The following is a 25,893-nucleotide window of genomic DNA, read 5'->3' on the forward strand; positions in this document are numbered from 1 at the left end:
GCATATGACCCCTCGCGAGCTGGAGCGGATCCAGCTGTTCACCGTCGCGGAACTGGCGCGCCGCCGCAGGGCGCGCGGGCGCCGGCTGAACGCGCCGGAGGCGATCGCCCTGATCTGCGACGAGGTTCTCGAAGCCGCCTGGGACGGCCTGAGTCTCGACGAAGTGATCGCGGCGGGCCGCAAGGTCCTCACGGAGGACGACGTCATGGAGGGGGTGCCGCAGATGGTCACCACGATCCAGGTCGAGGCCCTGTTCCCGAGCGGTACGTCCTTGGTGGCGATCGACCACCCGATCCCCACCACGGGCGGGAGTGGCGGCCCCGGGCCGGGAGCGGTCCGCACCGCACCCGACCCGGTCGTGATCAACACCGGCAGGCTCCGCTCCCGCCTGACCGTCCGCAACAACGGTGACCGCACCGTCTACCTGTCCTCGCACTACCCGCTCGCCGAGGCGAACGCGGCCCTGGACCTCGACCGCGAGGCCGCCGCGGGCATGCGGCTCGACATCCCGGCGGGCACCGCTCTGTCCTTCGAACCCGGCGCCGTACGAGAAGTCGACGTGGTGACGGCACACCATGAGGAGGCGTCATGACACAGGTCGACCGCCGCACGTACAACGCTCTCTACGGGCCCACGACCGGCGACCGGATCCGACTCGGCGACACCTGCCTGTGGGTCGAGGTGGAACAGGACGACGGCACACCGGGCGACGAGCTGCTCGGCGGCTGCGGCAAGACGGTGCGCGACGGACTGCTGGCGTCGCCGCGCTCCGCACGTGACTCCGCGCTCGACATGGTGGTCGCGGGAGTGGTCCTGATGGACCCGGTGCTGGGCGTCCGCAAGACCGACATCGGTATCAAGGACGGCCGGATCGTCGCCGTCGGCGGCGTCGGCAACCCGGATGTCATGGACGTCGACTTCGCCATCGACTCCCACACCTCGGTCATCCCGGGCGAGGGCCTGATCGCCACGCCAGGCATCGTGGACAGCCATGTCCACCTCTCCTCGCCCGAGGTGGCGCCCGCCGCGCTCTCCGCCGGAGTCACCACGCTCGTCGGCATGGGCCTCGGCGGCGTGTGGGAGATCGGCTGCAACCCGGCGCACAACCTGCACACCCTGATGGCGTCCTGGCGCGGCACCCCGCTCAACATCGCCTTCCTCGCCCGCGGTTCCTCCACCTCGCGCGCCCTGCTCGACGAATCCGTACTGGCAGGGGCCGGCGGCTTCAAGATCCATGAGGACTTCGGCGCCACCCCGCGCATCATCGAGACGTGCCTGGGCGCCGCGGAACAGGCGGACCTGCCCGTCGCCATGCACACCGACTCCATGAACGAGTCCGGCTATCTGCGCGACACCATCGGCGCCACCCGCGGCCGTACCGTGCACGCCTACCACGTGGAGGGCGGCGGCGGTCACCCCGACCTCCTGGAGATCCTCTCCGAACCCAACGTGCTTCCCTCGTCGACCACCCCGACGGTTCCGTACACCGGCAACACCGTCGGCGAGCTGTTCCCGATGACGATGACCGTCCACCGGCAGAACCACCACTCGCCCAGCGACATCGAGATCTCCAAGGGCCGTATCCGCGGCCACGCCATCGCCGCCGAGAACGCCCTGCACGACCTGGGCGCGATCAGCATCGTCAACTCCGACTCCATGGGCATGGGCCGGATGGCCGAGACCGTACGCAGGACCTGGCAGCTCGCGCATGTGCAGGCCCTCGCGAACGGCGGCGGGGGAGTGGAACACCCGGCCAACGCGCGGGCGTTGCGCTATCTGGCGAAGATCACCCTGAACCCGGCGATCGCGCACGGCCTGGCCCACGAGGTCGGCTCGCTCCAGCCGGGCCGCATGGCCGACCTCGTCCTGTGGCACCCCGCCTGGTTCGGCACCAAGCCCGAACTCGTCGTCAAGGGCGGCTTCGTGGCCTGGGGCAACACCGGATCGGGCTCCGGCTCCACCCGCCTCACCCAGCCCCGCACCTACCGCCCCTACTTCGGAGCACTCGGCGACGCCCCCGCACGCCTGTCCCGGATCTTCGTCGCGCAGGCCGCACTGGAGGACCGAGCCGCCCGCGCCGCGCTCCCGCAAGGTCTGCAGTACGCGCCGATCGCCGGCGCACGCGGCCTGACCCGGGCCGACATGCTGCACAACACCGCCACGCCGCGCGTCCACGTGCCGCGCGAGCCCGCTCCCGTCCTGGTCGACGACGTCCCCACCGGGACCGATGCCGTCACCGAACTGCCCCTCGCCCAACTGCACCACTTCGCCTGAGGGACGTACCCACCCCATGCTCCTCGATCTGCTGGTGCGCAACGCGCGCATCCTCACCCTCGACGACCACCGGCCCACCGCCCGTACCCTGGGCGTCCTGCACGGCAGGATCGCGGGACTCGACGAAGACGTCGAGGCCCTGCCCGCCCGGCGCGTCCTGGACGCGGGCGGCGCCACCCTCGTCCCCGGCTTCAACGACGCCCACTGCCACACCGCGTGGTTCGGCCTCACGCTCTCCCAACTCGACGTGTCCAAGGCCCGGTCGGTGGACGAGGTGTACGCCGCCGTCGCCGACCACGCGGAAGGGCTCGCGCGGGACGCATGGGTCATCGGCGCCGGGCTCGACCACCACAAACTCGGCGGCGTCCAGCCGCACCGCGACGCACTCGACCGCGCCGCGGGCGGCCGCCCGGTGTGGCTCAAGCACACCTCCGGACACGCCTGCGTCGTCAACTCACCTGTCCTGGAGAAGGCCGGAGCGCTGGCCGACGGGTTCGCCGACCCCACCGGCGGCGTCGTCGGCCGGGACGCGGACGGGCGGCCCGACGGACTCCTCGAAGAGACCGCGCAGCAGCTCGTCCAACGCCAGGTGCTGCCGTATCCCGTGGCCACCCTCGCCGACGCCATCGGCGCCGCCACCCGCCACTACCTCGCCGAGGGCATCACCAGCTTCACCGAGGCGGGCATCGGCGGCGGCTGGATCGGGCACAGCCCCGTGGAGCTCGCTGCATACCAACTCGCCCTCGACAGCGGCCAGTTGCACACCCGAGCCCAGGTGATGGCCGCCTCCGACGTGCTGCACCCGCTCACCGCCCACGCCGACGACGCCATCACCCTCGGCCTCGACCTCGGCATGCGCACCGGCTTCGGCGACGACCGGCTCTCGCTGGGCCCCGTAAAGATCTTCCTCGACGGTTCGCTGCTCGGCCGCACCGCCGCCGTCACCGAACCGTTCTGCGGCTGCCCCCACGACACGTCCGCCACCGGCTACTTCCAGGGCGACCCCGAGGCGATGGCCGACACCGTGGTGGCCGCCCACCGGGCCGGCTGGACCGTTGCGGCCCACGCCATCGGCGACCGGGCCGTCGACCTCGCACTCGACACCTTCGCCCGCGCCCAACGGGCCCACCCACGCCCCGACGTGCGGCACCGCATCGAGCACGCCGGAGTCGTACGCCCCGACCAGCTCGCCCGTTTCGCCGAACTGGGCGCCGTACCCGTGCCGCAGCACAACTTCCTGTACGCGTTCGGGGACGCCATGGCGGCGGCACTCGGTCCGCAGCGCACCGAGTGGTCGTACCGGCTGCGTTCCCTGCTCGACCTGGGCATCGTCGTGCCGGGCAGCTCCGACCGGCCGGTCGCTCCCGGCGCCCCGCTGCCCGCGATGCAGTCCATGGTGGAACGCCTCACCGAGACCGGCGCGGCCTATGGCGCGGACGAGAGCGTCACGGCGCTCGCCGCGCTGCGTGCCTGGACCGCCGGCTCCGCGCACGCCACGGGCCACGGCGATCGCAAGGGCGTCCTCCGTCCCGGTCACCTGGCCGACTTCACCGTCCTGGACGCCGACCCCACCCGCATCTCGCCGGACCGCATCGGCGCGATCCGGATCCTGGCCACCTCCGTCGGCGGCACCGCCGCCCACGACCCGCTCGGCATGACCGCCCCCGCCTGACTGCCACTCCGCCTGACCGCCTCCGCCTGAGGCACGCTCCCCGCTCCACCGTCCCCCGACCGCGCAGGCGGTCCCGTCCCCGGGAGATTCCGTGAGCTCCAACAGCACGACGCCACCAACAGGCCGCACCGTTGCCGGCACCGCCGACATCAAGCGCCTCCTGTCCGCCGCGTTCATCGGCACCGCCCTCGAGTGGTACGACTACTTCCTCTACGGCACCGCGGCCGCGCTCGTCTTCAACAAACTGTTCTTCCCCTCGCTCGACGCCACGACGGCGACCATCGCCTCCTTCGTGACCTTCGCCGTCGGCTTCGCGGCCCGGCCCATCGGCGCCGCGGTCTTCGGGCACATCGGCGACCGCTACGGACGCAAGGCCGCGCTGATCATCACGGTCGTCATGATGGGCGTCGCCACCGGCTGCATCGGCCTCCTCCCGTCGTACGACACCATCGGCATCTGGGCCCCGGTCCTGCTGGCCGTACTCCGCTTCGTGCAGGGCATCTCGGTCGGCGGGGAGTGGAGCGGCGCGATGCTCCTGACCCTGGAACACACGCCCAGGGAGAAGCACGGCACCTACTCGGCGGTGCCCCAACTCGGCTCACCCGTCGGCACCTTGCTCTCCAGCGGCGCGTTCGCCCTGGTCGGTCTGCTGCCCGACGACGCCTTCTACGCGTGGGGCTGGCGCATCCCGTTCCTCGCCGCCTTCGGCCTGCTCGTCTTCGCGCTCTACCTGCGCCTGCGCATCGAGGAGTCCCCGGTCTTCCGCGCCATGACCGAGGACGCCGAGAAGAACGGCCCCACGCCCGCACCCCTCATCGAGGCCTTCCGCAAGACCTGGGGCCGCATGATCATCAGCGTGCTCGCGGCCTTCCTCGGCATCGGCGGCTTCTTCCTGCTGACCACGTTCATGATCTCGTACGGCACCGAACAACTGGGCGTCGCGAAGTCCGTGATGCTGAACGCCACGCTCCTTGCCGCCGTGGCCGAGATGGTCGTGATCTACATCGGCGGCCGGATCGCGGACCGCGTCGGCCCGTGGAAGGTGTGCGCCGTCGGCGGTGTGCTGTCCGTCCTGGTCGCCTTCCCGGTCTTCCGGCTCGTCGACACGGGGCAGACCGCCCTCGTCATCCTCGGTGTGACGCTCGGCGTCGCCGTCATCTCCATCCCGTACGCCACCATCGGCGCCGTCGTCACGGGCCTGTTCCCGGAGACGTTCCGCTACAGCGCCGTCGCCATGTCGTACAACCTCTCCGGTGTCCTCGGCGGCTTCGTCCCGCTCATCGCCGCCTGGCTGACCGGCGTCACCGACGGCGCGTCCTGGGGCGTCGCCCTCCTCCTCGTCCTCATCGCCGCCTGCACCGCGGCCGGCTCCTTCCTGGCCGGCCCGCTGCTCGGCGGCCGGTCCGCCACCCCGTCCGAGAACACCTCCGCACCTCAGAAGGCCACCGCATGACCCAGTACCACCCCGCCCGACCCGGCGGACAGGTCCTCGTCGACCAGCTGTCCGCACACGGCGTCGAGACCGTCTACGGCGTGCCCGGCGAGAGCTACCTCGCCGCGCTCGACGCCCTGCACGACGCCCCCGTCCACATGGTCGTCTGCCGCCACGAAGGCGGCGCCGCCTACATGGCGGAGGCGCACGGAAAGCTCACCGGGCGCCCCGGGGTCTGCTTCACGACCCGGGGGCCCGGTGCCACCAACGCGCTGGTCGCCCTGCACACCGCGTACCAGGACGCCACGCCGATGCTCCTCTTCATCGGCCTGGTGCCGCGCGGGCACACCGACCGCGCCTCCTTCCAGGAACTCGACCTGCGCGGCACGTTCGGCGCGAGTGCCAAGCTCGTCGAGACCGTCGACGACGCCGCGCGCATCCCCGAGTACGTCGCCCGCGCCTTCGCCGTCGCGAGCAGCGGCCGGCCGGGCCCCGTGGTCCTCGGCCTGCCGGAGGACATGCTCACGGACGTCGTGCGCGTCGCCGACGCCACCCCGCTGCCCGTACCCGGCGGCGGCGTGACCCCGGCCGAACTCGCCTCCCTGGAAGGGTTGTTGACGGCCGCCGAACGACCCATCCTGCTCCTCGGCGGCGCCCGCTGGACCCCGGACGCCCGCGCCGCCGTACGCGACTGGGCCGAGACGTGGTCCTTGCCCGTGGCGGTGGACTTCCGCTGCCAGGACCTCATCGACAACGAGTCCGAGGTGTACGTCGGCCCGCTCGGCTACGGACGCGACGACGCGCTCGCGCAGCGGGTGCGCGAGGCCGACCTGCTGCTGGCCGTCGGGACCGCGCCGGGTGACGTCGCGACCGACGGATTCACGCTGCTCCCCGCCGACGGCACGGGACCGCGACTCGTCCAGGTGCTGCCCGAACCGCAGCCGCCGGGCGCCCTGTACCCGGCCGCACTCACCCTGCTCGCCGCCCCCGAGGCCTTCGCGGACGCGGTGCGCACCCTGCGCCCCCGCGGGCCCCTGTCCTGGGCCGTGCGGACCAAGCAGGACAGGGCCGCACATCTGGCGTTCCGCACCCCGGTCCCGGAGGAGGACCCGCTCGACCTCGCCACGGTCTTCGCCGCCCTCGACGACCGGCTCCCCGCGGACGCCGTCATCACCTTCGGCGCCGGCAACCACGCCATCTGGGCGCAGCGCTTCCTCACCTACCGCGACGGCAGACGCCAAATCGCCCCGCGCAACGGGTCCATGGGATACGGCGTCCCCGCGGCCGTGACCGCCGCGATCCACGATCCGGACCGCCGGGTCGTCTCCGTCGCGGGCGACGGCTGCTTCCTGATGAACGGTCAGGAACTCGCCACCGCCGTGGCCGAGGGCGCCAAGCCTCTGATCATCGTGCTGAACAACGCCACATACGGCACCATCCGCCAGCACCAGGAACAGACCTACCCGGGGCGGGTCAGCGGCACCGCCCTCGGCAACCCCGACTTCGCCGCGTACGCCCGCGCCTTCGGCGCCCACGGCGAAACCGTCACCGTCACGGACGAGTTCGGGCCCGCGCTCCAGCGGTCCCTCGACAGCGGCAGGGCCGCCCTCATCGAGCTGAAGGTGACCGACGGGCGTCTCGCCCCCGGTGTCACCGTCGCCTCCCTGCGCAAGGAGAGCTGCCATGTCTGACCTGACCTTGCACAACATCGTCGACGGCCGCATTACCGAGGTCGCGGACCGCATGGAGCTGACCGACCCCGCCACCGGAGAGGTCTACGGCACCGCGCCCCGCTCGTCCGCCGCGCACGTGGACGCGGCCGTGGCCGCCGCACGGCGCGCCCTGCCCGCCTGGCGCCGCAGCACCCCGGCGCAGCGGCAGGAGGCCCTCCTGCGCCTCGCCGACCTCGTGACCGCCCACGCGGACGAGCTGGTCGACGCGGAGGTGCGCAGCACCGGCAAGCCGCGCGAGGCGACCCGCACCCTCGAAGTCGGCCGCGGCGCGGACCAGTTGCGCTTCTTCGCGGGCGCTGCCCGTGTTCTGGAGGGCGTCGCCGCGGGCGAGTACGCGCAGGGCCATACCTCGTACGTCCGCCGCGAGGCCGTGGGCGTGGTCGCCCAGGTCACCCCGTGGAACTATCCGCTGATGATGGCCGTGTGGAAGCTCGGCCCCGCGCTCGCCGCGGGCAACACCGTGGTCCTCAAGCCGTCCGACACCACACCCTGGTCGACCGTCCTGCTCGGTGAACTCGCCGCGCGCGTCTTCCCGCCGGGCGTCGTCAACATCGTGTGCGGCGACCGGGACACCGGACGCGCGCTCGTCGCCCACGCGGGCGTGGACATGGTGGCCATCACCGGCAGCACCAGGGCCGGCTCCGAGGTCATGGCCGAGGCGTCCCGCGAGGTCAAGAACGTGCACCTGGAGCTGGGCGGCAAGGCCCCGGCCGTCGTCTTCGCCGACGTCGACCCCGTCCGCACGGCCCGCGCCCTCGCCGACGCAGCCTTCTTCAACGGCGGTCAGGACTGCACCGCTGTCACCCGGATCCTGGTCCAACGCGCGTCCCACGACGCCCTGTTGACGGCGCTCGTCGACGCAGCACGCGACACGGCGACCGGCGCGCCGGACGAGGACGCCTTCTACGGCCCCCTCAACAGCGCCGCCCACGCCGCACGCGTCGAGTCCGTCATCGCGGCGCTCCCCGAGCACGCCCACGTAGAGACAGGGGGCCGGCGCCTCGACCGCCCCGGCTACTTCTTCCCGCCCACCGTCGTCTCCGGCGTCCGGCAGGACGACGACGTGGTGCAGGGCGAGATCTTCGGCCCCGTGGTCACCGTCCAGCCCTTCGACACCGAGGAGGAGGCCGTCGCCCTGGCCAACGGCGTCGACTTCGGCCTCGCCTCCAGCGTCTGGACCGCCGATCTGGGCCGCGCCATGCGGCTGAGCACCGAACTCGACTTCGGCTGCGTCTGGCTCAACTGCCACCAGGTGGTCCTCGCCGAGATGCCCCACGGCGGATACAAGCAGTCGGGCATCGGCCGCGACCTGAGTCGCTACGGCTTCGACGACTACACGCGGATCAAGCACGTCATGGCCGCGCACGCCACGCCCTGACACACACGCCCCTTGCCGCGGCCGGCCGGCTACTTGATCAGCGCGTTGGCCACGACGACGATCAGGCCGAGCAGCGCATCGCCCACGCCGAGGTACAGCGACCGGGCCCATGTCCGGCCGCTGACGCGGGCCGCCGTCAGGCCCCAGGCGAAGAGCAGGGCGACATTGAAGCCGAGGGCGACGTACTCGATCCCCGAGTAGTTCCACCAGCCGAAGCCCGCTCCGAAGAGCATCACGAGCGTCGGCAGGGTGGCGAGGAGCAGCGGCCACTCCTCGGCGAGCGCCCGCACCGCCGTGAACGCCCCGTGGTGGGTCTCGTCCGCGCGCCGGGCGATGAGGTGCGCGTATCCGTGGGCCAGGGCCGAGGCGACCGCGGTGATCAGGAGCCACTTGGCGTCGTACATGCGGTCCGCACGCGACGTGCGCCCGTACTGGGCGAGCGCGGCGACCATGGAACTGGCGAGGACGGCTCCGTAGACGCCGCCGAACAGCACGTTGGGCCGGGCGGCGCCACGGCTGAGGGTGCGGCCGGAGCGGCGGAGGGTGTGGCGGGTGTTCATGACGGGATCCTCGGGGGTATCCGTGGGGCGCCTGTGCTGGGGGAAGGGGGCAAGAGCGAGGGGCGGGTGGTCGGCTGTCCGGTCACCTTCACCCGAGAGGGCCGGTGAGCCGGGGCGACACGCGTGGGATGTCCGGGTTTCGCGCATGCCCTGAGGTGGTCGGGCGCAGAGGGAGTCATTGAAGTTGAGTCCGGGTTCAGGTACGTTGCGCATGCTTCCCGAACCCGCGACCAGGAGGCTGTCTCTTGAGCACCCGAATCAGCGCCGTCCTCTTCGACTTCGGGGGAGTGCTGACCACCAGCGTGTACGAGGCGTTCGAGGCCTTCGGCCGCGCGCTCGGCGTCGATCCACGGCTTCCGCTCCGCCTGCTAGCGAAGGACGAGCGCTCCGGCGCCCTCCTCGTCGACCACGAAGAAGGCCGGATCGGCCAGCGTGACTTCGAGGACGGCTTCGCCGAGCGGCTGCGCGCACACGGAGCCGAAGTCCAGGGGCCTGGACTCCTGTCCCTGATGCAGACCGAACTGCGCCCCGACCGGGCGATGCTCGACCTCGTCGCCGAAGTACGGAACGCGGGACACCGCGTAGGCCTTCTCTCGAACTCTCTGGGCGACGACTGCTACGCGGGCTTCGACCTGGAGTCCATGTTCGACGCCGTGGTGATCTCCGGCGAGATCGGCGTACGCAAACCGTCCCGGCGGGCGTACGCCATCGCGTGCGAGCGACTTGGCACCGAGCCCGCCGAGACCGTCATGGTCGACGACCTCGAACACAACATCGTCGCGGCACGACGCGCCGGCCTCGCCGGCATCGTCCACCGCGAAGCGGCCGCGACCGCCCAGGAGTTGAGGTCGCTGCTGCGTCTCGGCGTGGCGGCACGAGCGACACAGGCAACGCGGTCGGACGCGCAGTCCGACGCCGGGTCCCGTTAGGCCTCGCCGTGCCGGTCCCCGAAATCCATCCCCCCGTAAGGAGCACCACGTGTTCGAGCTGACCGACAGGGCCAAGGAGTACCAGGAGAAGCTGCTCGCCTTCATGGACGAGCGGATCTACCCGGCGGAGTCCGTCTACGAGGCGCAGATGGCCGAGTCCGGCGATCCGCACTTCCACCCGCCCATCCTCGAAGAGCTCAAGGCGGACGCCAAGAAGCGCGGCCTGTGGAACCTCTTCCACCCGCACCCCGAGTGGGGCCCCGGCCTCACCAACCTCGAGTACGCCCCGCTCGCCGAAATCATGGGCCGCAGCGCGCACTTGGCCCCCGAGGCCACCAACTGCAACGCGCCGGACACCGGCAACATGGAGGTGCTCACCCTCTTCGGCACCGACGAGCACAAGGAGAAGTGGCTCAAGCCGCTCCTCGACGGCGAGATAGCCTCCGCCTTCGCGATGACCGAGCCCGCCGTGGCGAGCTCCGACGCCACCAACATCCAGCTCCGCATGGAGCGTGACGGCGACGACTACGTCCTCAACGGACGCAAGTGGTGGACCTCCAACGCCCTGCACAAGAACTGCAAGGTGCTCATCGTGATGGGCAAGACGGAGCCGGAAGCCGCGACGCACCGTCAGCAGAGCATGATGGTCGTGCCGATCGACACCCCCGGTGTCACGGTGCTGCGCAACCTCCCGGTCTTCGGATACAAGGACCGCGAAGGGCACGCCGAGGTCGTCTTCGAGAACGTCCGGGTGCCGGTGACCGCGCTGCTCGCCGGGGAGGGCGACGGCTTCATGATCAGCCAGGCGCGGCTCGGCCCCGGCCGCATCCACCACTGCATGCGCGCGGTCGGCATGGCCGAGCGTGCCCTCGACCTGATGATCGACCGGGCCCAGGCGCGTACGACCTTCGGCGAGCCCGTCGCGAACCGCGCCAACGTGCAGGACTGGATCGCCGAGTCCCGCATCGAGATCGACATGGTCCGGCTGCTCACGCTCAAGGCCGCCCACCTCATGGACACCGTGGGGAACCGGCACGCGCGCACCGAGATCGCCGCGATCAAGGTGGCCGCACCTGAGGTCGCCCTGAAGGTGGTCGACCGGGCCATCCAGGTGCACGGCGGGGGCGGCGTCTCCGACGACTTCCCGCTCGCCAGCATGTACGCGCACCTGCGCACCCTGCGCCTCGCCGACGGCCCCGACGAGGTCCACAAGCGCACCATCGCGATGCGGGAACTGCGCCGCCGGGAACCGCAGTGGGGCCGCACCCGCTGACCGCGCGGCACGGTGCGGCGCCCTGCCGGGCCCAAGGAGAGACGGAGGCGATCGGCGCACGCGGGTGTGCGAAGATCGCCTCGCTCCCGTACCGGCGGGCACCACGGGTGGGCACGCAGGTGTGCGCAGCCGGGCGAGCGGCGCCTGGTGTGCGGCGCCGGCGAGCACTCACGTGAGCAGCACGAGCCAGCACACAGGAAGGCCCCACGATATGACCACGCGTGGCCACGGACCCGACGGGGAGGACATCCCCTCGCTCGCGGACACCTCCGCCCTGCGCGAACCCCCCGCCACCGCGCGCGGCGCCCGGACCCGCGCCGCACTCGTGGCCGCGGCCCGCGTCGTGTTCGAACGGGACGGCTATCTGGACTCGCGCCTCACCGACATCACCGCCGAGGCCGCCTGCTCGACCGGCACCTTCTACACGTACTTCGCCGGCAAGGAGGAGATCTTCCAGGCGGTGCTCGAAGTCGCCCAGGACGACATGCTGCACCCGGGCATGCCGCGCCTCGACCCCGAGGACAGCTCACCCATCGGCGTGATCGAGGCCAGCAACCGGGCCTACTTCGAGGCGTACAAGCGCAACGCGAAGCTCATGCTGATCCTCGATCAGGTCGCGGCCGGCGACGCAGGGTTCCGGGAGGTGCGCCGGCGCCGGAGCCGCGCGTTCGCCGACCGCAACGCGCGCGCCATCAAGGACCTCCAGGACCGCGGGCTCGCGGACCGTGACCTCGACCCCCTCATGGCGGCGCGGGCGCTCTCGGGCATGGTGAGCCGCATGGCCTACTACGCGTACGGGCTCGGTGAGGACGACACCCTCGACGAGCTGGTCGAGACGTCCACCACGCTCTGGGCCAACGCCCTCAAGCTCGACAGGAACGCCAGGTAGCTCGACAGGAACGCCAGGTGGGAGGAGTTCCGGCGGCTCAAGAGGCAATCACCGCACGCCTCTTGACCGAACGGCACCCGCTCCCGGAGTGTGTGGTGGCTGAGCCGCTTTTACTCCACGGAGGCATGTGTGACACGTCCGAGAAGTCGTAGAGTCCGCAGCGCGGTGGCCGCCGCGCTGGCGGCCGGGTTGTTGATGGGGGCGTCGTCGGTGGCCTCGGCTGCTTCGACAACGTTGTCAGCAGCTAGGACAACGTTGTCCACGTCATCCAACTCCCTTGCCACCGCCGCGAAGCCGTCCCTGGTGGACGATCCTGCCTCTTATGTGGACCCGCTCATCGGCACGGGCCGCGGCGGCGAGAGCGTCGGTGAGATCAACAACTTCCCCGGCCCGTCCGCCCCGTTCGGCATGATGCAGTTCTCGCCGGACACGGCGGGCTCGTACGCCGGTTACCAGTACCACAGCGACAAGATCCGCGGCTTCAGCCTCGACCACGCCTCGGTCGGCTGCACCGCCTTCGGCGACGTGCCGATCCTGCCCGTGACCGGAGACGTCGGATCGGCTCCGTGGGACCGGACCGAGTCCTTCTCGCACGACGACGAGACGGCCGAACCCGGCTACTACGCGGTCACGCTGGGGGACTCGAAGGTGCGGGCCGAACTGGCCGCCACCACACGTACGGGACTGGCGCAGTTCACGTTCCCCGAAGGGGCGGACGCGGCCCAGGTGCTGGTGAAGGGCGGCGCCAGCCTCTCCGGCAACAAGCGCGCCGACCTGCGCGTCGTCGGCGACCGGCAGGTCACCGGGTCGGCGACGACCGGCAACTTCTGCGGCAAGGGCAACGAGTACACGGTCCACTACGCGATCACGTTCGACCGCCCCTTCACCGCCCACGGCACCTGGGACGGCAAGACCGTCTCCAAGGAAACCGACACGGTGGACGCCCCCAAGGCGGGCGCCTACCTCACCTTCGGGACGGCCGACTCGCGCACGGTGCGGGCCAAGATCTCCATGTCGTACGTGTCCGTGGACGGCGCCGAGGCCAACATGGCGGCCGAGGTGCCCGGCTGGAGCCTGGACGCCCTGCACAAGCAGACCCGCGACCAGTGGGCCGACACCCTCGGCAAGATCCGCGTCGCCGGACGCGACACCGGTGAACTGAAGACGTTCTACACCGCGCTGTACCACTCGCTGATGCACCCGAACACCTTCAACGACGCCGACGGACGCTACATCGGCTTCGACGACAAGGTGCGCACGCTGCCCGCGGGGCACAACCAGTACGCCAACTTCTCCGACTGGGACACCTACCGCTCGCTGGCACCCCTGCAGGCGATGCTGTGGCCGAAGCAGGCCAGTGACATGGCGCAGTCCCTCGTCAACGACGCGGAACAGGGCGGCTGGTGGCCGCGCTGGCCCCTTGCCAACGACTACACCGGCCAGATGACGGGCGACAACTCCGTCCCCCTCATCGCCAACCTGTACGCCTTCGGCGCCCGCGACTTCGACCTCAAGAAGGCGCTGAAGTACCTGGTCAAGGGCGCCACTTCGGTGGACGACACCCCGGGTGCGTACACGGAGCGGCCCGGGATCGGCGAGTACGTCGAGCGCGGCTACATGCCCAACAACGACGCCTCGCGCGGCGACCATCAGCGCGTGGGCGGCTCGGTCACCCTGGAGTGGGCGATCGACGACTTCGCCATCGCGCAGCTCGCGAAGGCCACGGGTGACAAGGACACCGCCGCCACCTTCACCCGCAGGGGCCAGAACTGGCAGAACATCCTCAACCCCGCCACCGGCTACCTCCAGCCGCGCGGCGAGGACGGCCGCTTCCCGGACGGCCCGGCCTACCAGCCGCCGCCCCCGGGCAAGTTCGGCCAGGACGGCTTCGACGAGGGCAACGCGGCACAGTACAACTGGCTCGTCCCGCAGAACACCGCGGGCCTCATCGCGGCCATGGGCGGGCGCGACGCCGCCGCCGAACGCCTCGACACCTTCTTCACGAAGCTGAACGCGGGTCCGAACGAGCCCTACATGTGGGCCGGCAACGAGGTCAACTTCGGTGTGCCGTGGGTGTACAACCACCTGGGCATGCCGTGGAAGACGCAGAAGGCCGTGCGGGACGTCGCCACCACCCTCTTCAGCCCGACTCCCGACGGCGAGCCCGGCAACGACGACCTCGGAGCCCAGTCCTCCTGGTACGTGTGGGCCGCGCTCGGCCTGTACCCGTCGACACCCGGCACCCCGGATCTCGCCGTGCACAGCCCGCTCTTCGAGCGCGCCGTCCTCGATCTTCCCGGCAAGGGACGGGATCTCGACATCCACGCTCCGCAGGCGTCCGCCGACGCGCCGTACGTGCACGGGCTCGCGCTCGACGGCCGCACCTGGGAGCGCACCTATCTCCCGCAGTCCGCGGTGAAGGACGGCGCGCGCCTCGACTTCACGCTGTCGAACACCCCGGACAAGACCTGGGCGACGTCAGCCAAGGCCGCGCCGCCCTCCTACCGTTCGGGCGAGCGTTCCTTCCTCGCGAGCGCGACGCCCAACGCGGCGTCGGCCGTCCCCGGCGGCGACGCGGCGAAGGTCACCGTCCATGGTCAGCGTCTGGCCGGCCACGACAAGGCGCTGACCGTCACCGCGAAGGCCCCCGAAGGACTGACCGTCTCGCCCGCGGGCGGGCAGCTCGGCCTCGACCCGAAGACCGGCGCGGGCGAGCTCGCCCTGTCCGTGAAGGCCACGGCCGGCACGGCCGAGGGCTACTACGAGATCCCGGTGACGGTCCGTGGGAAGGCGGCGGGGGACAAGCCCCTGCAGCTCTCCGTGTTCGTGCTCGTCGCTCCCGAGGGCGGCCTGGCCACCGCGTACGACAACACCGGTTCCTCCGACGACGCCGACCGAGGCCAGGGCGACTACGACGGCGACGGCAACACCTACTCCCGTCAGGGCCTTGCGGCCGCCGGTCTCAAGGGCGGCACGCGCGTCGAGGTGGCGGGCACGTCCTTCGTGTGGCCCGCCGCGCCCCAGGGGCGCCCCGACAACGTCGTCGCCGCGGGTCAGCGCATCGACCTGGCGGACCGGGCCGAGGACGCCGGGAAGCTGCTGTTCGTGGGCTCGGCGACACACAGCGACCAGCGCGGCAGCGCCACCGTGACCTTCACCGACGGCTCCACCGCCACCGCGGATCTGTCGTTCGGTGACTGGACCCTGCCGGGCGGCGGGACGGATCCCGTCTTCGGCAACACGACCGTGGCCCGCACCGACCACCGCAACCAGTCAGGAGGCACCGGGCCCGCCGCGTACGTCTTCGCCACCAAGCCCTTCGACGTACCGGAGGGGAAGCACATCAAGAGCGTGACGCTGCCCGACAACGGCAACCTGCACGTCTTCGCGGTCGGCCTCGGCTGAGGTCACCCGGACCGTTCGAGTGCCCGCCCTGCTGAGCGGGCACTCGAACATGGTCGCCGTGTCGAACCGCCCGTGCCGCCGCCCGTCCACTACCGTCTCACCGCGCTCGGGCGCTCGCCCGGGGAGCCGCCGGCCAGGTCCGCGCGCGGGCCATCGAGAGACGGGAATGCCGCCGATGAGCTCGGGGTTCGACGAGCAGACGACGAGCGGCGAGGACCTGCGCACGCCGCTGCGCGATTTTCTGCGCACCGAGACCGGCAGCGCCTCCGTGCTGCTCGTCGCGGCGCTCGCGGCACTGGCCTGGGTGAACATCGGCCCCGGCACGTACGAGGATTTCTGGGGGACGCACCTCTCCGTGCGGGTCGGTTCCGCCGGAGTGTCGCTGGAACTGCGGGAATGGGTCAACAGCGGCCTGATGACGATGTTCTTCTTCGTGGTCGGCCTGGAGGCGCGGCGCGAGTTCGACATGGGGGAGCTCCGCGAACGCCGGCGCGTCACCCTGCCCTTCATCGCGGGACTCAGCGGCATGCTCGTCCCCGTCGCCGTCTACCTGGCCGTCAACGCCGGACAGAGCACGGCCCACGGCTGGGGCGCGGCGATGTCGACCGACACGGCGTTCGCCCTCGGCATGCTGGCCCTGCTCGGCAACCGGCTGCCCGACGGGCTGCGCATCTTCATCCTGACCGTGGCCGTCGTCGACGACTTCGTGGCGCTGATCATCATCGCCGTCGCCTACAGCGGCGACATCGACGTCCCCGCCCTGCTGGTGGCACTCGGCCTGTTCGGTGTGATCCTGCTGGTCGGGGCCACCGGCACCCGGCGAGGCTGGGTCTACGCGGTCCTGGCCGTCGCGACCTGGGTGGCGCTGCTGGAGTCGGGGGTGGACCCCGTCGTGACCGGCCTCGCCATGGGGCTGCTGACCTCCGCGTACCCCGCGAGCCGTACCGCTCTGGAGCGGGCGAGCGGACTGTTCCGGCTCTTCCGCGAGCAGCCGACGCCCGATCTGGAGCGGTCGGTCCGTATCGGTCTCGCGTCGGCACTCTCCCCCAACGAGCGGCTGCAGCGCCTCTACCACCCGTGGACCAGCTATGTGATCGTGCCGGTGTTCGCCCTCGCCAACGCGGGCATCGAGATCAACGGCGGCGAACTGGCCCGCGCGTTCACCTCGCCGATCACCCTGGGCATCCTCATCGGCTACGTCCTGGGCAAGCCCCTCGGCATCGTCGGCGCCTCCTGGCTGACGACCCGGCTCAGCCACGGCCGGCTGCGCCCGCCCGTCGGCTGGGGCGCCACCGCGGCCGGGGGAGCCATCGCGGGCGTCGGGTTCACGGTGGCCCTGCTGATCTCCACCCTCGCCTTCGACGGCGACCAGCTGACCGAGGCGAAGATCGGCATCCTCAGCGCGGTGGCCGGCGCGTTCCTGTTGACCTGGCTGGTCTCCTGGGTCATCGCGATCCTGCCCCGCCCCACCCGGATGAGGGCACTCCTCGGAACGGCCGAGGGCGTCATCGATCTGGCCGTGCCGGTCGACCCGGACCGCGACCACGTGCGCGGACCACGCGATGCGCCCGTGACGGTCGTCGAGTACGGCGACTTCGAGTGCCCCTACTGCGGACAGGCCGAACCCGTCGTGCGTGAACTGCTCGCCGGGTTCGGCGACATCCGCTACGTGTGGCGGCACCTGCCCCTCAACGACGTGCACCCGCAGGCCCAGCTCGCCGCGGAGGCGGCCGAGGCGGCGGGAGAGCAGGGCGCGTACTGGGAGATGCACGACCTGCTGTTCACCCACCAGGAAGCCCTGCGGGCCGCCGACCTTCTGAGGTACGCGGGTGAACTCGGCCTGGACACCGACCGGTTCCACAAGGACCTGCGGGCGCACGCCGGAGTCGGGCGGGTAGCCGAGGACGTCGAGTCGGCCGACCTCAGCCAGGTCTCGGGAACACCCACGTTCTTCGTCAACGGACAGCGCCACCACGGGGCGTACGACATCGAAGGGCTGTCGGCCTCGGTGCGCGCGGCCAAGGAGCGGGCGGTGCTGGCCGGCAGGCGTGGGCCTCGGCGTCAGTAGTTCCAGGGACGCTTCTCGCCGGGCCGGATCTCGGCCGCGATGTCGTCGCCGAGCCGTGCGACGGCGGTGCGTCCCTCGATCTCGGTCAGCCAGTGGTGCGGGAGGTGTACGTCGCCGTGCAGCGCGCCGAGGACGTTGCCGCACACGGAGCCCGTGGAGTCGCTGTCGCCCGAGTGGTTGACCGAGAGCAGGAACGCAGCCTCGATGGGTGTGCGCGGCGGCTTCGGGTCGCACACCGTGCCCTCCTTGCCGACGTGGAAGGTCTGCGGCCGGGGGCGGGCCATCGCCGCGTACACCCCGATGGCGAGGGCCTCCTCCGCGACCCATCCGGCGCCGAGCGTCTCCACCCTCTCGGGGGTCGCCTCGCCGTCCTCCTCGGCGAGCGCGACGGCCCGGCTCAGCGCGGCCGTGGTCTCCTCGTGGCCCCGGTAGCCGGAGAGCAGACGCAGGGTCCGCAGCACCGCGCCCTCCAGGGACTCGCCGTCCACGATGTGGCTGATGAGGGCGGCGAACGCACCGGCGGCGAGATAGCCGGTGGGGTGGCCGTGCGTGATCTGGGCGCACTGGGCGGCGAGTTCGAAGGACCGGCGGGCACCGAGACCGGTCAGGCCGAAGGGCGCGGAGCGCATGACGGCGCCGCAGCCCTTGGAGTTCGGGTTCACCGGCCCCGGCTCGCCGGTGGGTGTGCCGTACGGGTCGGGGGTGAACCCCGCTCCGACGCCGCTCAGGCAGGCGTTGCCGGGCGCGCGGCGCGCGTACAGCCAGGGCTCGTGCCGCAGCCACCCGATGCGGTGGCGCAGGTCCTCTTCGGGCAGCGGCCCGGGATGGTTCTGCGTCTCCAGCCACCGCAGGTACGCGTCGTGCACGATGGCCGCCTCCGCGCCGCCGATGCCCCGGTCCCGGGTGCGGCAGTACCCCCGCAGATGCCCCTCGGCGGTGAACAGGGTCATCTGGGTGTCGTCGCTGACCCGGCCCCTCACACCGTCGGCGTCGGACACCAGGCCGGTGACTCCGGCAGCACCGTGCGTGGCGCGGATCGCGTCGAGGGAGAGGAACTCGACGGGGTACCCGAGCGCGTCACCGATCGCGCCGCCGAGGAGACAACCGCGTACGCGGCTGCGGTGGACGGCGAGTTCGGCCCAGGATCGGCTGTGCACGGGAGCTCCATGGTGGTCGGTCGAAGGGTGGCGCACCCCATCATCGTCGCAGCGCGCCCCGCGGTAACGGGCCCCCGTCAGGGCGCGGGCGCGGAGGGCGTGGAGGCGCCCGAAGGTGTGGTCGTGACGCTGTCGTCCGGGGCGAACCACGCCATGCCGATCAGGAGGGACGCGAAGAAGAGAGCGGCCGCGGCGATGGCCGCGATGATTCTCGGTCTGCGTCTCGCCGCCTCCATGACGCCACCGCTCCGGCCCCGCCCCGCCCCGCGGCGCGCCGCCCGCCCGGACGACGGGAGCTGGTAGGTCGTCGCCGTGGTCCGGATCTCCGGGGCGGCGTGAAGGTGCGGAGCGGGCGACGGCGCAGGGGCCACCGGCACCGGCTCCGGGAGGGGTTCGGGGCGGCCCTGCCAGGCCCCCGAACGGAACCAGTCCGCGACCTCCTGGGCCGTCGGCCGGTCCTCCGGCTGCTTGGCCAGCAGGCCGAGCAGATAGTTCTCGAACGACGGAGGCAGCTGGACGCCGAGCCGGCCCGGGGCCACCGGAGCCGCGTCCACATGCTGGTAGAGCAGGCCCGTCGCGGTGTCGGCCTGGAACGGCGGGTTCCCCGTGAGGAGTTGATAGAGCACGCAGCCCAGCGAGTACACGTCGGACGCCGGGCCCGCGTTCTTGCCGAGGGCACGCTCGGGCGCCAGATACAGGCCCGTGCCGACGATCTGCCCGGTGGTGGTGAGCCCGGCGGCGGGATCGTCGAGGAAGCGGGCGATGCCGAAGTCACCCAGCTTGACCGTGCCGTCGGGGGTGCGCAGCAGATTGCCCGGCTTGATGTCCCGGTGCACCACGCCCTGGCGGTGGGCGGCCGCGAGACCGCCTGCCGCGCCTGCCGCGATGTCCGCCACCCGCTCCGGCGTCAGCCGCGCGCCCCCCGCGGTCTCGTGGGCCAGGCTGCCGCCCTCGACGAGTTCCATGACGAGATAGAAACGGTGCTCCCAGGAACCGAAGTCGTAGACACCCACCACGTGCGGATGGCTGAGCGACGCCGAAGTCTGCGCCTCCATACGGAACCTGGCCGCCGCCGACGGATCCGAGTCCTGGGCGATGAGCAGCTTCACGGCCACGGGCCGGCCGAGCATCTCGTCGGTCGCCTGCCACACCTCACCCATGCCGCCGCGGCCTATCGTCTTGTGCAACCGGTACCGATCCGCCAGCAACAACCTGCGCACCACCCTTGAAAGACTGCCCCGTCAATTTGGTTGCCACGGAACGTACTTCGCCCCGCGCGAGCGCGAGGACGAGCGGGAGGGGTGTGGCGGGAACAAGGATAAGGCGCGCGGAGAGCCGATGATCACACTTGGCCGGGCAGCGCGCACGGAAGGCGCGAGGCGGTGATCACACCGAGCCGGACACCTCCTGGGAGCCGGCCCCGCGGGTGCGGGCCAGGGGGCCGTGCCGCAGGAGTTCCGCCAGGCCCTGGCGCGTGGCGGCCACCACCACGCGGTCCTCGGAACGCAGCACGTACCCGGGGTGAAGGTCCCAGACCAGGCCGGTGGGGCGGTCGGGGTCGTCGTCAGCGGGGGACGCGGCCAGATCGGGGCGCCGCTCGCCGGGCTCCGTGGCGTCGAGCGCGATCACCCGCCAGGAACCGGCCCGGAACGAGTCGGCGACGGTCCGGCCGTCCAGCCGCGGATGCCCCGCCACATCGAGGGCGGCGAAGAGCAGGACACTGCGCTCGACGGGGATGGCGCCGAGGATCTGGCGGCCCATCATGGCTCCGGCGAACGCGGGCGCGGCGAGGGTGGAGACGCTTCGGCTGCGGGTCAGGGCCAGGGGGTGCGCCGAGCGGAGCGTGCGGTAGACGGCCGTCGCGAACCCGTCGTCGAACAGGCGCAGCGCCACCCGCAGGTCGGGCTTGACCGAGCGCGCATGCAGCGCGGCTTCGAGGTTGGTGATGTCGCTGCTGGTGAGGGCGAGCAGGGCGTGGGCGCGGTGCACCTTGGCGGCTTCCAGTACGCCTTCCTGCGTGACGTCGCCGATGACGGTCGGTACGCGCAGGCGGCGGGCGAGGGCGACGCCGCGTGCCTCCGGGTCCTCCTCCACGCAGACGACCGGGATGCCGAGTTCACGCAGGCGGGCCAGGACACGGGTGCCGATCTTGCCCAGGCCGAGGAGCACGACGTGGCCGGACAGACCGCGGGGCGGCCGGCGCAGCGCCGACGCCGTGCGGAAGGTGCCGAGGGCTTCTAGGACGGCCGCGAGGAGCACGGGCAGGAGGAGCAGTCCGGCGAGCCCCGTGAGGAGTTGGAGGAGCTGGCGGGCGAGCGGCTCCCCGATCGCGGGGTCGTCGATGGCGAACAGGTCGAGGAGCGTGAGGTATCCGGCGTGCAGCGGATGGTCGCCGGTGGTGGCCCAGGACGCCACGGCCAGGCCGAGGACGCTCGAGACGAGACCGGCGAGGGACCAGCGCAGCCGGCGGGAGAAGAGCGAGCCGAGAGGCATACGGCGGCTGGTCGCACGGCCGTTGGGAGCGGCGACGGCGGGGGAGACGGCTTCCAGGACCACGGTGCCGCGCCCGGTGGCCGCGGCGACCGTACGCTCGTCGGGCAGCAGCAGCGGGCCCTCCGCGCCGCCCATGTCCGAACCCTCGGCGCCTGCCGGGTCGTTCGCGGTCGCGGACAGCAGGGCGAGGGTGCACAGGCCGGGGTCGGCGACCTCGCCCCGGCCCGGCGGGGTGCGCTCCACGGCGCGCAGCAGGAGTCCGTCGGCCTGGACGACCTTGCTGGTACCGGCGACGGCGGTGGCCGCGAGCGCGGGCGCGGCGGTGTCGGCGTCGGACAGGACGGTCGTGGTGGTGTCCAGTGCTTCGGGGTCGACGCCGGGTGCGGAGAGCGCGGCGGCCTGGTCGAGGAGGTGTTCCAGGTGCTGGCCGAGCTTGCGGTTGTAGAGCCGGATGACCAGGCGCAGTTGGGGGTTGAGACGGCGGGCGGCCAAGGCGGCCCGGATGTTCGTCTCGTCGTCGCCGTGTACGAGGGCCAGTGCGGCGGCGTCGGCCACGCCCGCGTCGGCCAGCGCCTGCTCGTCCAGTTCGGGTGCCTCCAGGACGCGCGGCGGCGGAACGCCGTCGTCGGCCACGGCGGACACCGTACGGTTCACGACCGCCTGCATCCGCGAGAGCAGGGCTGCCGCGCGCGCCCGTCCGGCCGGCCCTGATCCCTGTCTCGTGACGCGGACGGAGGGCACGACGACGGTGACCCGTTCGCCGTAGACAGCGCGCAGTTCGGCGGCGAGCCGCTCGGCGAGCGCGTCACCACCGCACACGATCATGTGGCCGGACGGCGGGGCCTGTTGAGGCTGGCGGGGCAGGGTGGTCATGGCAACAGTCAAGTGGACGGCAGGGCGGACACGCACGTCGGGCCCTGAATGTATGCAGGTGGGCGTGTTGCGCCCGGCACGTGGCCCCCGGCGGAGCTACTCCTGTCGCCCGACGTCGGACCGGTCGCCCGGCAGGCGCCACCCGTGGTCGACCGGGCCGATGCCCGACCCCAGCGCGAACCCGGCGGCGATCGCCCCCGTGACGTATTCCTTCGCCCGGCGGACCGACTCCGGCACGGGCAGGCCTTGGGCGAGGCCCACGGCGACGGCCGACGCCAGGGTGCAACCCGTGCCGTGCGTGTGCCGGTTGTCGTGGCGGGGAGCGCGCAGCCAGTGTTCCTGCGTGCCGTCGGTGAGCAGGTCCACGGCCGCCCCCGGCAGATGGCCGCCCTTGACGACCACCCAGCGCGGGCCGAACGACAGGAGCCGTGCCGCGGCCCGGCGCATGCCGGCGTCGTCCGTGACGGCGAGGCCGGTCAGCTGTGCCACCTCGTCCAGATTCGGCGTGGCCACCGTCGCGACCGGCAGCAGCTTCGTGCGTACGGCGTCCAGCGCGTCCTCGGCGAGCAGCGGATCACCGTGCTTGGACACGCTCACCGGGTCCACGACCACGGGGGCGTCCGTGCCGGCGAGCAGTTCGGCCACCGCCTCCACGAGCACCGGCGACGAGAGCATCCCGGTCTTGACCGCCTGGACGCCGATGTCGTCCACGACGCTGCGGTACTGCGCGCGCACCGCGTCGACGGGGAGCTCCCACGCGCCCTGGACCCCGAGGGAGTTCTGTGCGGTGACGGCCGTCAGGACGCTCATGCCGTGGGCGCCGAGCGCCAGCATCGTCTTGAGGTCGGCCTGGATCCCGGCGCCGCCGCCCGAGTCCGATCCGGCGACGGTCAGGACGCGCGGCGGCGCGACACGTCCGCTGCTCGCGGGCACGGTCATGTGCGGGCCTCCTCGTACGGTGCGGTGGGGGCGTCGGTGGCCGGGCGACGCAGCCTCAGGGGCGCGTACACGACGAGCGCGGCGACGAAGGCCACGTAGTACGCGAGGTCGGCGCCGTGCAGGGCCTTCGCGACCGGGCCCACGTACAGGCCGCTGTCCATGAACGGGACCGCCGCGGCGAAGGCGGCGACGAAGGCGAGGAGTCCGGGCCACCAGGGCTGCGGCCTGGCGCTCTCGGCGGCCAGGTCGACCGGCGCGCCGCCCCGGGCCCTGGCGCGGGCGAACCAGTCGACGGCGACGACCGCGACGAAGCCGGGGATCCAGTAGCCGACGAACAGCAGCACGTTCTGGAAGCGGGCCGCGGTGTCGGCGGCGTGCATCCACAGCACCAGCGGGAAGCCGAGCACCGCGGCGAGCGCCGCCGCGAGCGGCCGCGGGATCCGGACGCCGATCGTCTGCAGGGCCAGCGAGCCGCTGTAGTCGTTCATGGCGTTGCTGCACAGGGCCGCCAGCGCCACGGCGAGCAGCCCGAACGAGCCGAGAACGCCCCCGCCGAGGAGCTCGTCGACCCCGCGCGCGGTCTGGTCGGTGAACACGGAGGCGCCCCACAGCCCGAGCGCCTGGACGGCGACGAAGGAGACAGTGACGCCGAGGAGTGTGAACCAGAACATGCGATTACGGGACGTGGCCGCCGGAAGGTAGCGGCTGAAGTCGCTGGCGTAGGGGGCCCAGGACAGGGACAGGCTGAGCGCGATCGTGCTGGTGAGGACGAACGCGCCGGCCTGGTCGGCGCCGTGCGCGGCCCCGTTGGTGACCGGATGGACACCGTCGAGAAGCTTGACGGCGAGGACCACGAAGGCGGCGGCCAGGACGAAGGTCATCAGCTTCTGCAGCCGGTGGACGGCCTCGTAGCCGAGCACGCCCAGCGCGCCCTGCGCCAGCATCATCACGAGCACGCCGACCCAGAACGGCCAGCCGCACAGCCGGGCGAGCGCGTCACCGCCGAACAGGCCGATCAGCGCGTCCCAGGCGACCGACGACAGCCACTGCAGGACGCCGGGCACCGCGACGGCCCGGCCGAACGCGAGCCGCGCCAGCGGGAGCTGCCCCGCGCCGGTCGCGCTGCCCCACGTACCGAGATACGCGGTGGGCACGGCGCCGACGAGGGTGCCGATGACGACGGCGGCCAGCGCGGTGGCGAAGTCCAGGCCGAGTGCGATGCCGACCGTGCCGGTGAAGACGCCGGTCATGGTCAGGTTCGGGGCGAACCACACGGTGAACAGGCGCCCGGCGCCGCCGTAGCGGTGGCTCTCGGGGACCGGCGCGATACCGCGCGCCTCGACCCGCAGGTCACCGGGCGCCGCGGGCATCCGCCCGTCGAAGACGGAGCGCGGTCCGGTGGCCCGGGTGCTGCTCGGGGCATGGGGCAACGACATTGGCTGACATCCCTCCGCCAGTGCTAACTGGTTCAGGTTCGACGGGTGTGATCTCAGCCCTCGTTCGGGGCACCCCGTGTCCGGTACGTCGGCAAGAGTAGCTTCCCTGTCGCGGGAGGCAACCAGGGGGCGGTCTGCCGGCCACGAACCTATGCGGGCGGGTTCTCGCTCAGGAGCAGTGCCGTGCCGAGTTCGGCGAGGCGGTCGGCGAGGTCCGTGCGGTCGCCCGCGGAGCCCGTCCGGGCCGCGTTGTCGATGACTGTCAGCACCGCGGTGACGACGATCCTGGCCTCGGCGGTGTCGAGTCCGGGGCGCACCTCGTCGAGCAGCCGCACCCACAGCGCCAGGTACTCCCGCTGATTCTGCCGGGCCGCCTTGCGCTCCTTCTCGGGGAGCTGGTCCAGTTCGCCGATCAGCAGGCCGATCAAGTGGCTCTGACTCAGGGCGAATTCGATGTACGAGCGCAGCAGCCGGTCGAGGGTCTGACACGGGGTGCCGGGCTTGGCGAGTGCCTGTGCCGTGCCCGCGCGGCGCTGTTCGCCGCCGCGCAGCACGGCGGCCACGAGCAGGTCGGTCTTGGTGGGGAAGTGCTTGTAGATGCTGGGGCCGGTCGCTCCGGCGGCCTCGCCGATGTCGTCGGTGCTCACGGACTGGAAGCCCCGCTCGTCGAAGAGGCGGATCGCCTCGACGAGGATCTCCTCGCGCCGGGAGACCGCGAGGCCTGCGTATCCGCCCGCCGCAGTTCCCGCCTCGGCGCCGGTGTTCGTCCCGAGGGGGCAGTGCGCGGCGGCGTGGGCGAGCCGGTGGAGGAGTTCTTCGAAACGGCGGCGGGGCAGCGAGGTGCGGTGCCATGAGATGGAGCCGAAGACCGACAGGACGGACCAGGCGAGGAGTTGCCGGTCGGGCTCGTCGAGGTCCGGGCGCTCGGTGCCGATCAGGGTGGCGATCCGGTCGGCGACGTCCGTGAGGGCGCGGCGCTGTTCCTTGCGGCGGTCCTCCGGCAGGTGCCTGGCCTCGCGCTGCCACAGGACGGCCGAGCCGCGCCGGTCCATGGTCTCGTTCGCGGACGTGCGGAGATAGGTGTCCAGGTCCGGGGCCGCGGCGAGGGACACCGAGATCGCGCTGACCGTGGCGTCCACGACGTGGAGCAGCAGGTCGGGCTTGCCGCGGAAGTGCCGGTAGAGGGCCGGGGCGGTGATGCCGACCTCGGCCGCGACATCGGCCACCGAGACGTTGTGGTAGCCGCGCTCGCGGAAGAGACCGGACGCGGCGGCGACGATCCGGGCCTTGCGGTCCGGGGGTCTGCGCGCGGTCGTCCGTCCCGACGCTTCCGTCTGCATCCCGGTTCGCCCCTCGCCGTCGTCCATTTCGGCAAAGGTACA

18 protein-coding genes and 1 riboswitch are annotated in these 25,893 nt (G+C 72.0%); of the genes, 11 read left to right on the forward strand and 7 right to left on the reverse strand.

The genetic code is table 11. From position 1 onward, the window contains the following. Positions 1-4: 4 nt before the first annotated feature. The 6 genes from ureA to AC07EJ_RS01735 all read left to right on the forward strand — a co-directional run bounded on the left by ureA (position 5) and on the right by AC07EJ_RS01735 (position 8,489). Positions 5-592 carry an urease subunit gamma gene (gene ureA, locus AC07EJ_RS01710; protein WP_478883513.1) on the forward strand — a complete coding sequence of 196 codons (588 nt, stop codon included), beginning with the start codon at positions 5-7 and terminating at the stop codon, positions 590-592. Beyond that, complete coding sequence (locus AC07EJ_RS01715; protein WP_478883514.1) at positions 589-2,274, forward strand: urease subunit alpha; 1,686 nt, start codon at positions 589-591, stop codon at positions 2,272-2,274. The genes ureA and AC07EJ_RS01715 overlap by 4 nt, the downstream gene beginning before the upstream one ends. A gap of 16 nt (positions 2,275-2,290) precedes the next feature. Next, positions 2,291-3,946 (forward strand): amidohydrolase, encoded by a 1,656-nt coding sequence (locus AC07EJ_RS01720; RefSeq protein WP_389489696.1) that lies wholly within the window; start codon positions 2,291-2,293, stop codon positions 3,944-3,946. 91 nt (positions 3,947-4,037) lie between these two features. Next, a complete protein-coding gene (locus AC07EJ_RS01725) occupies positions 4,038-5,399 on the forward strand; it encodes an MFS transporter (protein ID WP_389489699.1) in 1,362 nt (453 codons plus the stop codon). Further along, positions 5,396-7,069, forward strand: coding sequence for a thiamine pyrophosphate-dependent enzyme (locus AC07EJ_RS01730; RefSeq protein ID WP_478883515.1), 1,674 nt, complete (start codon positions 5,396-5,398; stop codon positions 7,067-7,069). Before AC07EJ_RS01725 ends, AC07EJ_RS01730 begins: the two co-directional genes overlap by 4 nt. Further along, positions 7,062-8,489, forward strand: coding sequence for an aminobutyraldehyde dehydrogenase (locus AC07EJ_RS01735; protein WP_478883516.1), 1,428 nt, complete (start codon positions 7,062-7,064; stop codon positions 8,487-8,489). The genes AC07EJ_RS01730 and AC07EJ_RS01735 overlap by 8 nt, the downstream gene beginning before the upstream one ends. Positions 8,490-8,518: 29 nt before the next feature. On the opposite strand, the gene AC07EJ_RS01740 is transcribed toward AC07EJ_RS01735, so the two are convergent. Beyond that, positions 8,519-9,049: a hypothetical protein gene (locus AC07EJ_RS01740; RefSeq protein WP_478883517.1), complete on the reverse strand. Its 531-nt coding sequence runs from the start codon at positions 9,047-9,049 to the stop codon at positions 8,519-8,521. Between the two features lie 245 nt (positions 9,050-9,294). Here AC07EJ_RS01740 and AC07EJ_RS01745 point away from each other — a divergent pair, with 245 nt between their 5' ends. From AC07EJ_RS01745 to nhaA, 5 genes are all read left to right on the forward strand, one after another. Next, positions 9,295-9,978 (forward strand): HAD family hydrolase, encoded by a 684-nt coding sequence (locus tag AC07EJ_RS01745; RefSeq protein WP_478883518.1) that lies wholly within the window; start codon positions 9,295-9,297, stop codon positions 9,976-9,978. Between the two features lie 49 nt (positions 9,979-10,027). Further along, positions 10,028-11,251, forward strand: coding sequence for an acyl-CoA dehydrogenase family protein (locus tag AC07EJ_RS01750; protein ID WP_389489711.1), 1,224 nt, complete (start codon positions 10,028-10,030; stop codon positions 11,249-11,251). A gap of 211 nt (positions 11,252-11,462) precedes the next feature. Further along, the gene (locus AC07EJ_RS01755; protein WP_389489714.1) at positions 11,463-12,140 is read left to right on the forward strand and encodes a TetR/AcrR family transcriptional regulator; all 678 of its coding nucleotides are present in this window, start codon (positions 11,463-11,465) and stop codon (positions 12,138-12,140) included. Positions 12,141-12,395: 255 nt separating this feature from the next. Continuing rightward, positions 12,396-15,545 (forward strand): GH92 family glycosyl hydrolase, encoded by a 3,150-nt coding sequence (locus AC07EJ_RS01760; RefSeq protein ID WP_478883519.1) that lies wholly within the window; start codon positions 12,396-12,398, stop codon positions 15,543-15,545. 166 nt (positions 15,546-15,711) lie between these two features. Further along, the gene (nhaA, locus tag AC07EJ_RS01765; RefSeq protein WP_389489719.1) at positions 15,712-17,613 is read left to right on the forward strand and encodes a Na+/H+ antiporter NhaA; all 1,902 of its coding nucleotides are present in this window, start codon (positions 15,712-15,714) and stop codon (positions 17,611-17,613) included. Here the strand turns inward: nhaA and AC07EJ_RS01770 are convergent. The 6 genes from AC07EJ_RS01770 to AC07EJ_RS01795 all read right to left on the reverse strand — a co-directional run bounded on the left by AC07EJ_RS01770 (position 17,607) and on the right by AC07EJ_RS01795 (position 25,878). After that, a complete protein-coding gene (locus AC07EJ_RS01770) occupies positions 17,607-18,770 on the reverse strand; it encodes an ADP-ribosylglycohydrolase family protein (protein WP_478883520.1) in 1,164 nt (387 codons plus the stop codon). The two genes, nhaA and AC07EJ_RS01770, sit on opposite strands and share 7 nt — an antisense overlap. Positions 18,771-18,847: 77 nt before the next feature. Continuing rightward, positions 18,848-19,981 carry a serine/threonine-protein kinase gene (locus tag AC07EJ_RS01775; RefSeq protein WP_478883521.1) on the reverse strand — a complete coding sequence of 378 codons (1,134 nt, stop codon included), beginning with the start codon at positions 19,979-19,981 and terminating at the stop codon, positions 18,848-18,850. A gap of 175 nt (positions 19,982-20,156) precedes the next feature. After that, positions 20,157-22,136, reverse strand: a complete 1,980-nt coding sequence (locus AC07EJ_RS01780) for a potassium channel family protein (protein ID WP_478883522.1) — start codon at positions 22,134-22,136, stop codon at positions 20,157-20,159. A 96-nt stretch (positions 22,137-22,232) separates the two neighbouring features. Continuing rightward, positions 22,233-23,075: a bifunctional hydroxymethylpyrimidine kinase/phosphomethylpyrimidine kinase gene (gene thiD / locus AC07EJ_RS01785; protein WP_389489729.1), complete on the reverse strand. Its 843-nt coding sequence runs from the start codon at positions 23,073-23,075 to the stop codon at positions 22,233-22,235. Beyond that, the gene (locus tag AC07EJ_RS01790) at positions 23,072-24,511 is read right to left on the reverse strand and encodes a purine-cytosine permease family protein (protein ID WP_393585010.1); all 1,440 of its coding nucleotides are present in this window, start codon (positions 24,509-24,511) and stop codon (positions 23,072-23,074) included. Before AC07EJ_RS01790 ends, thiD begins: the two co-directional genes overlap by 4 nt. Beyond that, a riboswitch (TPP riboswitch) is annotated at positions 24,504-24,598 on the reverse strand. (Overlaps the previous gene by 8 nt.) 62 nt (positions 24,599-24,660) lie before the next feature. Then, on the reverse strand, positions 24,661-25,878 hold the full coding sequence (locus AC07EJ_RS01795) for a TetR/AcrR family transcriptional regulator (protein WP_478883523.1): 1,218 nt from the start codon (positions 25,876-25,878) through the stop codon (positions 24,661-24,663). Positions 25,879-25,893 lie beyond the last annotated feature (15 nt).

Source organism: Streptomyces sp. NPDC045026 (assembly GCF_056432625.1).

What these genes read in the sequence shown, in the direction of transcription:
- ureA (WP_478883513.1), top strand. Translation starts at nt 5, where the DNA reads ATGACCCCTCGCGAGCTGGAGCGGATCCAGCTGTTCACCGTCGCGGAA.
- AC07EJ_RS01715 (WP_478883514.1), top strand. Translation starts at nt 589, where the DNA reads ATGACACAGGTCGACCGCCGCACGTACAACGCTCTCTACGGGCCCACG.
- AC07EJ_RS01720 (WP_389489696.1), top strand. Translation starts at nt 2,291, where the DNA reads ATGCTCCTCGATCTGCTGGTGCGCAACGCGCGCATCCTCACCCTCGAC.
- AC07EJ_RS01730 (WP_478883515.1), top strand. Translation starts at nt 5,396, where the DNA reads ATGACCCAGTACCACCCCGCCCGACCCGGCGGACAGGTCCTCGTCGAC.
- AC07EJ_RS01735 (WP_478883516.1), top strand. Translation starts at nt 7,062, where the DNA reads ATGTCTGACCTGACCTTGCACAACATCGTCGACGGCCGCATTACCGAG.
- AC07EJ_RS01740 (WP_478883517.1), bottom strand. Translation starts at nt 9,049, where the DNA reads ATGAACACCCGCCACACCCTCCGCCGCTCCGGCCGCACCCTCAGCCGT.
- AC07EJ_RS01755 (WP_389489714.1), top strand. Translation starts at nt 11,463, where the DNA reads ATGACCACGCGTGGCCACGGACCCGACGGGGAGGACATCCCCTCGCTC.
- nhaA (WP_389489719.1), top strand. Translation starts at nt 15,712, where the DNA reads ATGCCGCCGATGAGCTCGGGGTTCGACGAGCAGACGACGAGCGGCGAG.
- AC07EJ_RS01780 (WP_478883522.1), bottom strand. Translation starts at nt 22,136, where the DNA reads ATGACCACCCTGCCCCGCCAGCCTCAACAGGCCCCGCCGTCCGGCCAC.
- thiD (WP_389489729.1), bottom strand. Translation starts at nt 23,075, where the DNA reads ATGACCGTGCCCGCGAGCAGCGGACGTGTCGCGCCGCCGCGCGTCCTG.
- AC07EJ_RS01790 (WP_393585010.1), bottom strand. Translation starts at nt 24,511, where the DNA reads ATGTCGTTGCCCCATGCCCCGAGCAGCACCCGGGCCACCGGACCGCGC.
- AC07EJ_RS01795 (WP_478883523.1), bottom strand. Translation starts at nt 25,878, where the DNA reads ATGGACGACGGCGAGGGGCGAACCGGGATGCAGACGGAAGCGTCGGGA.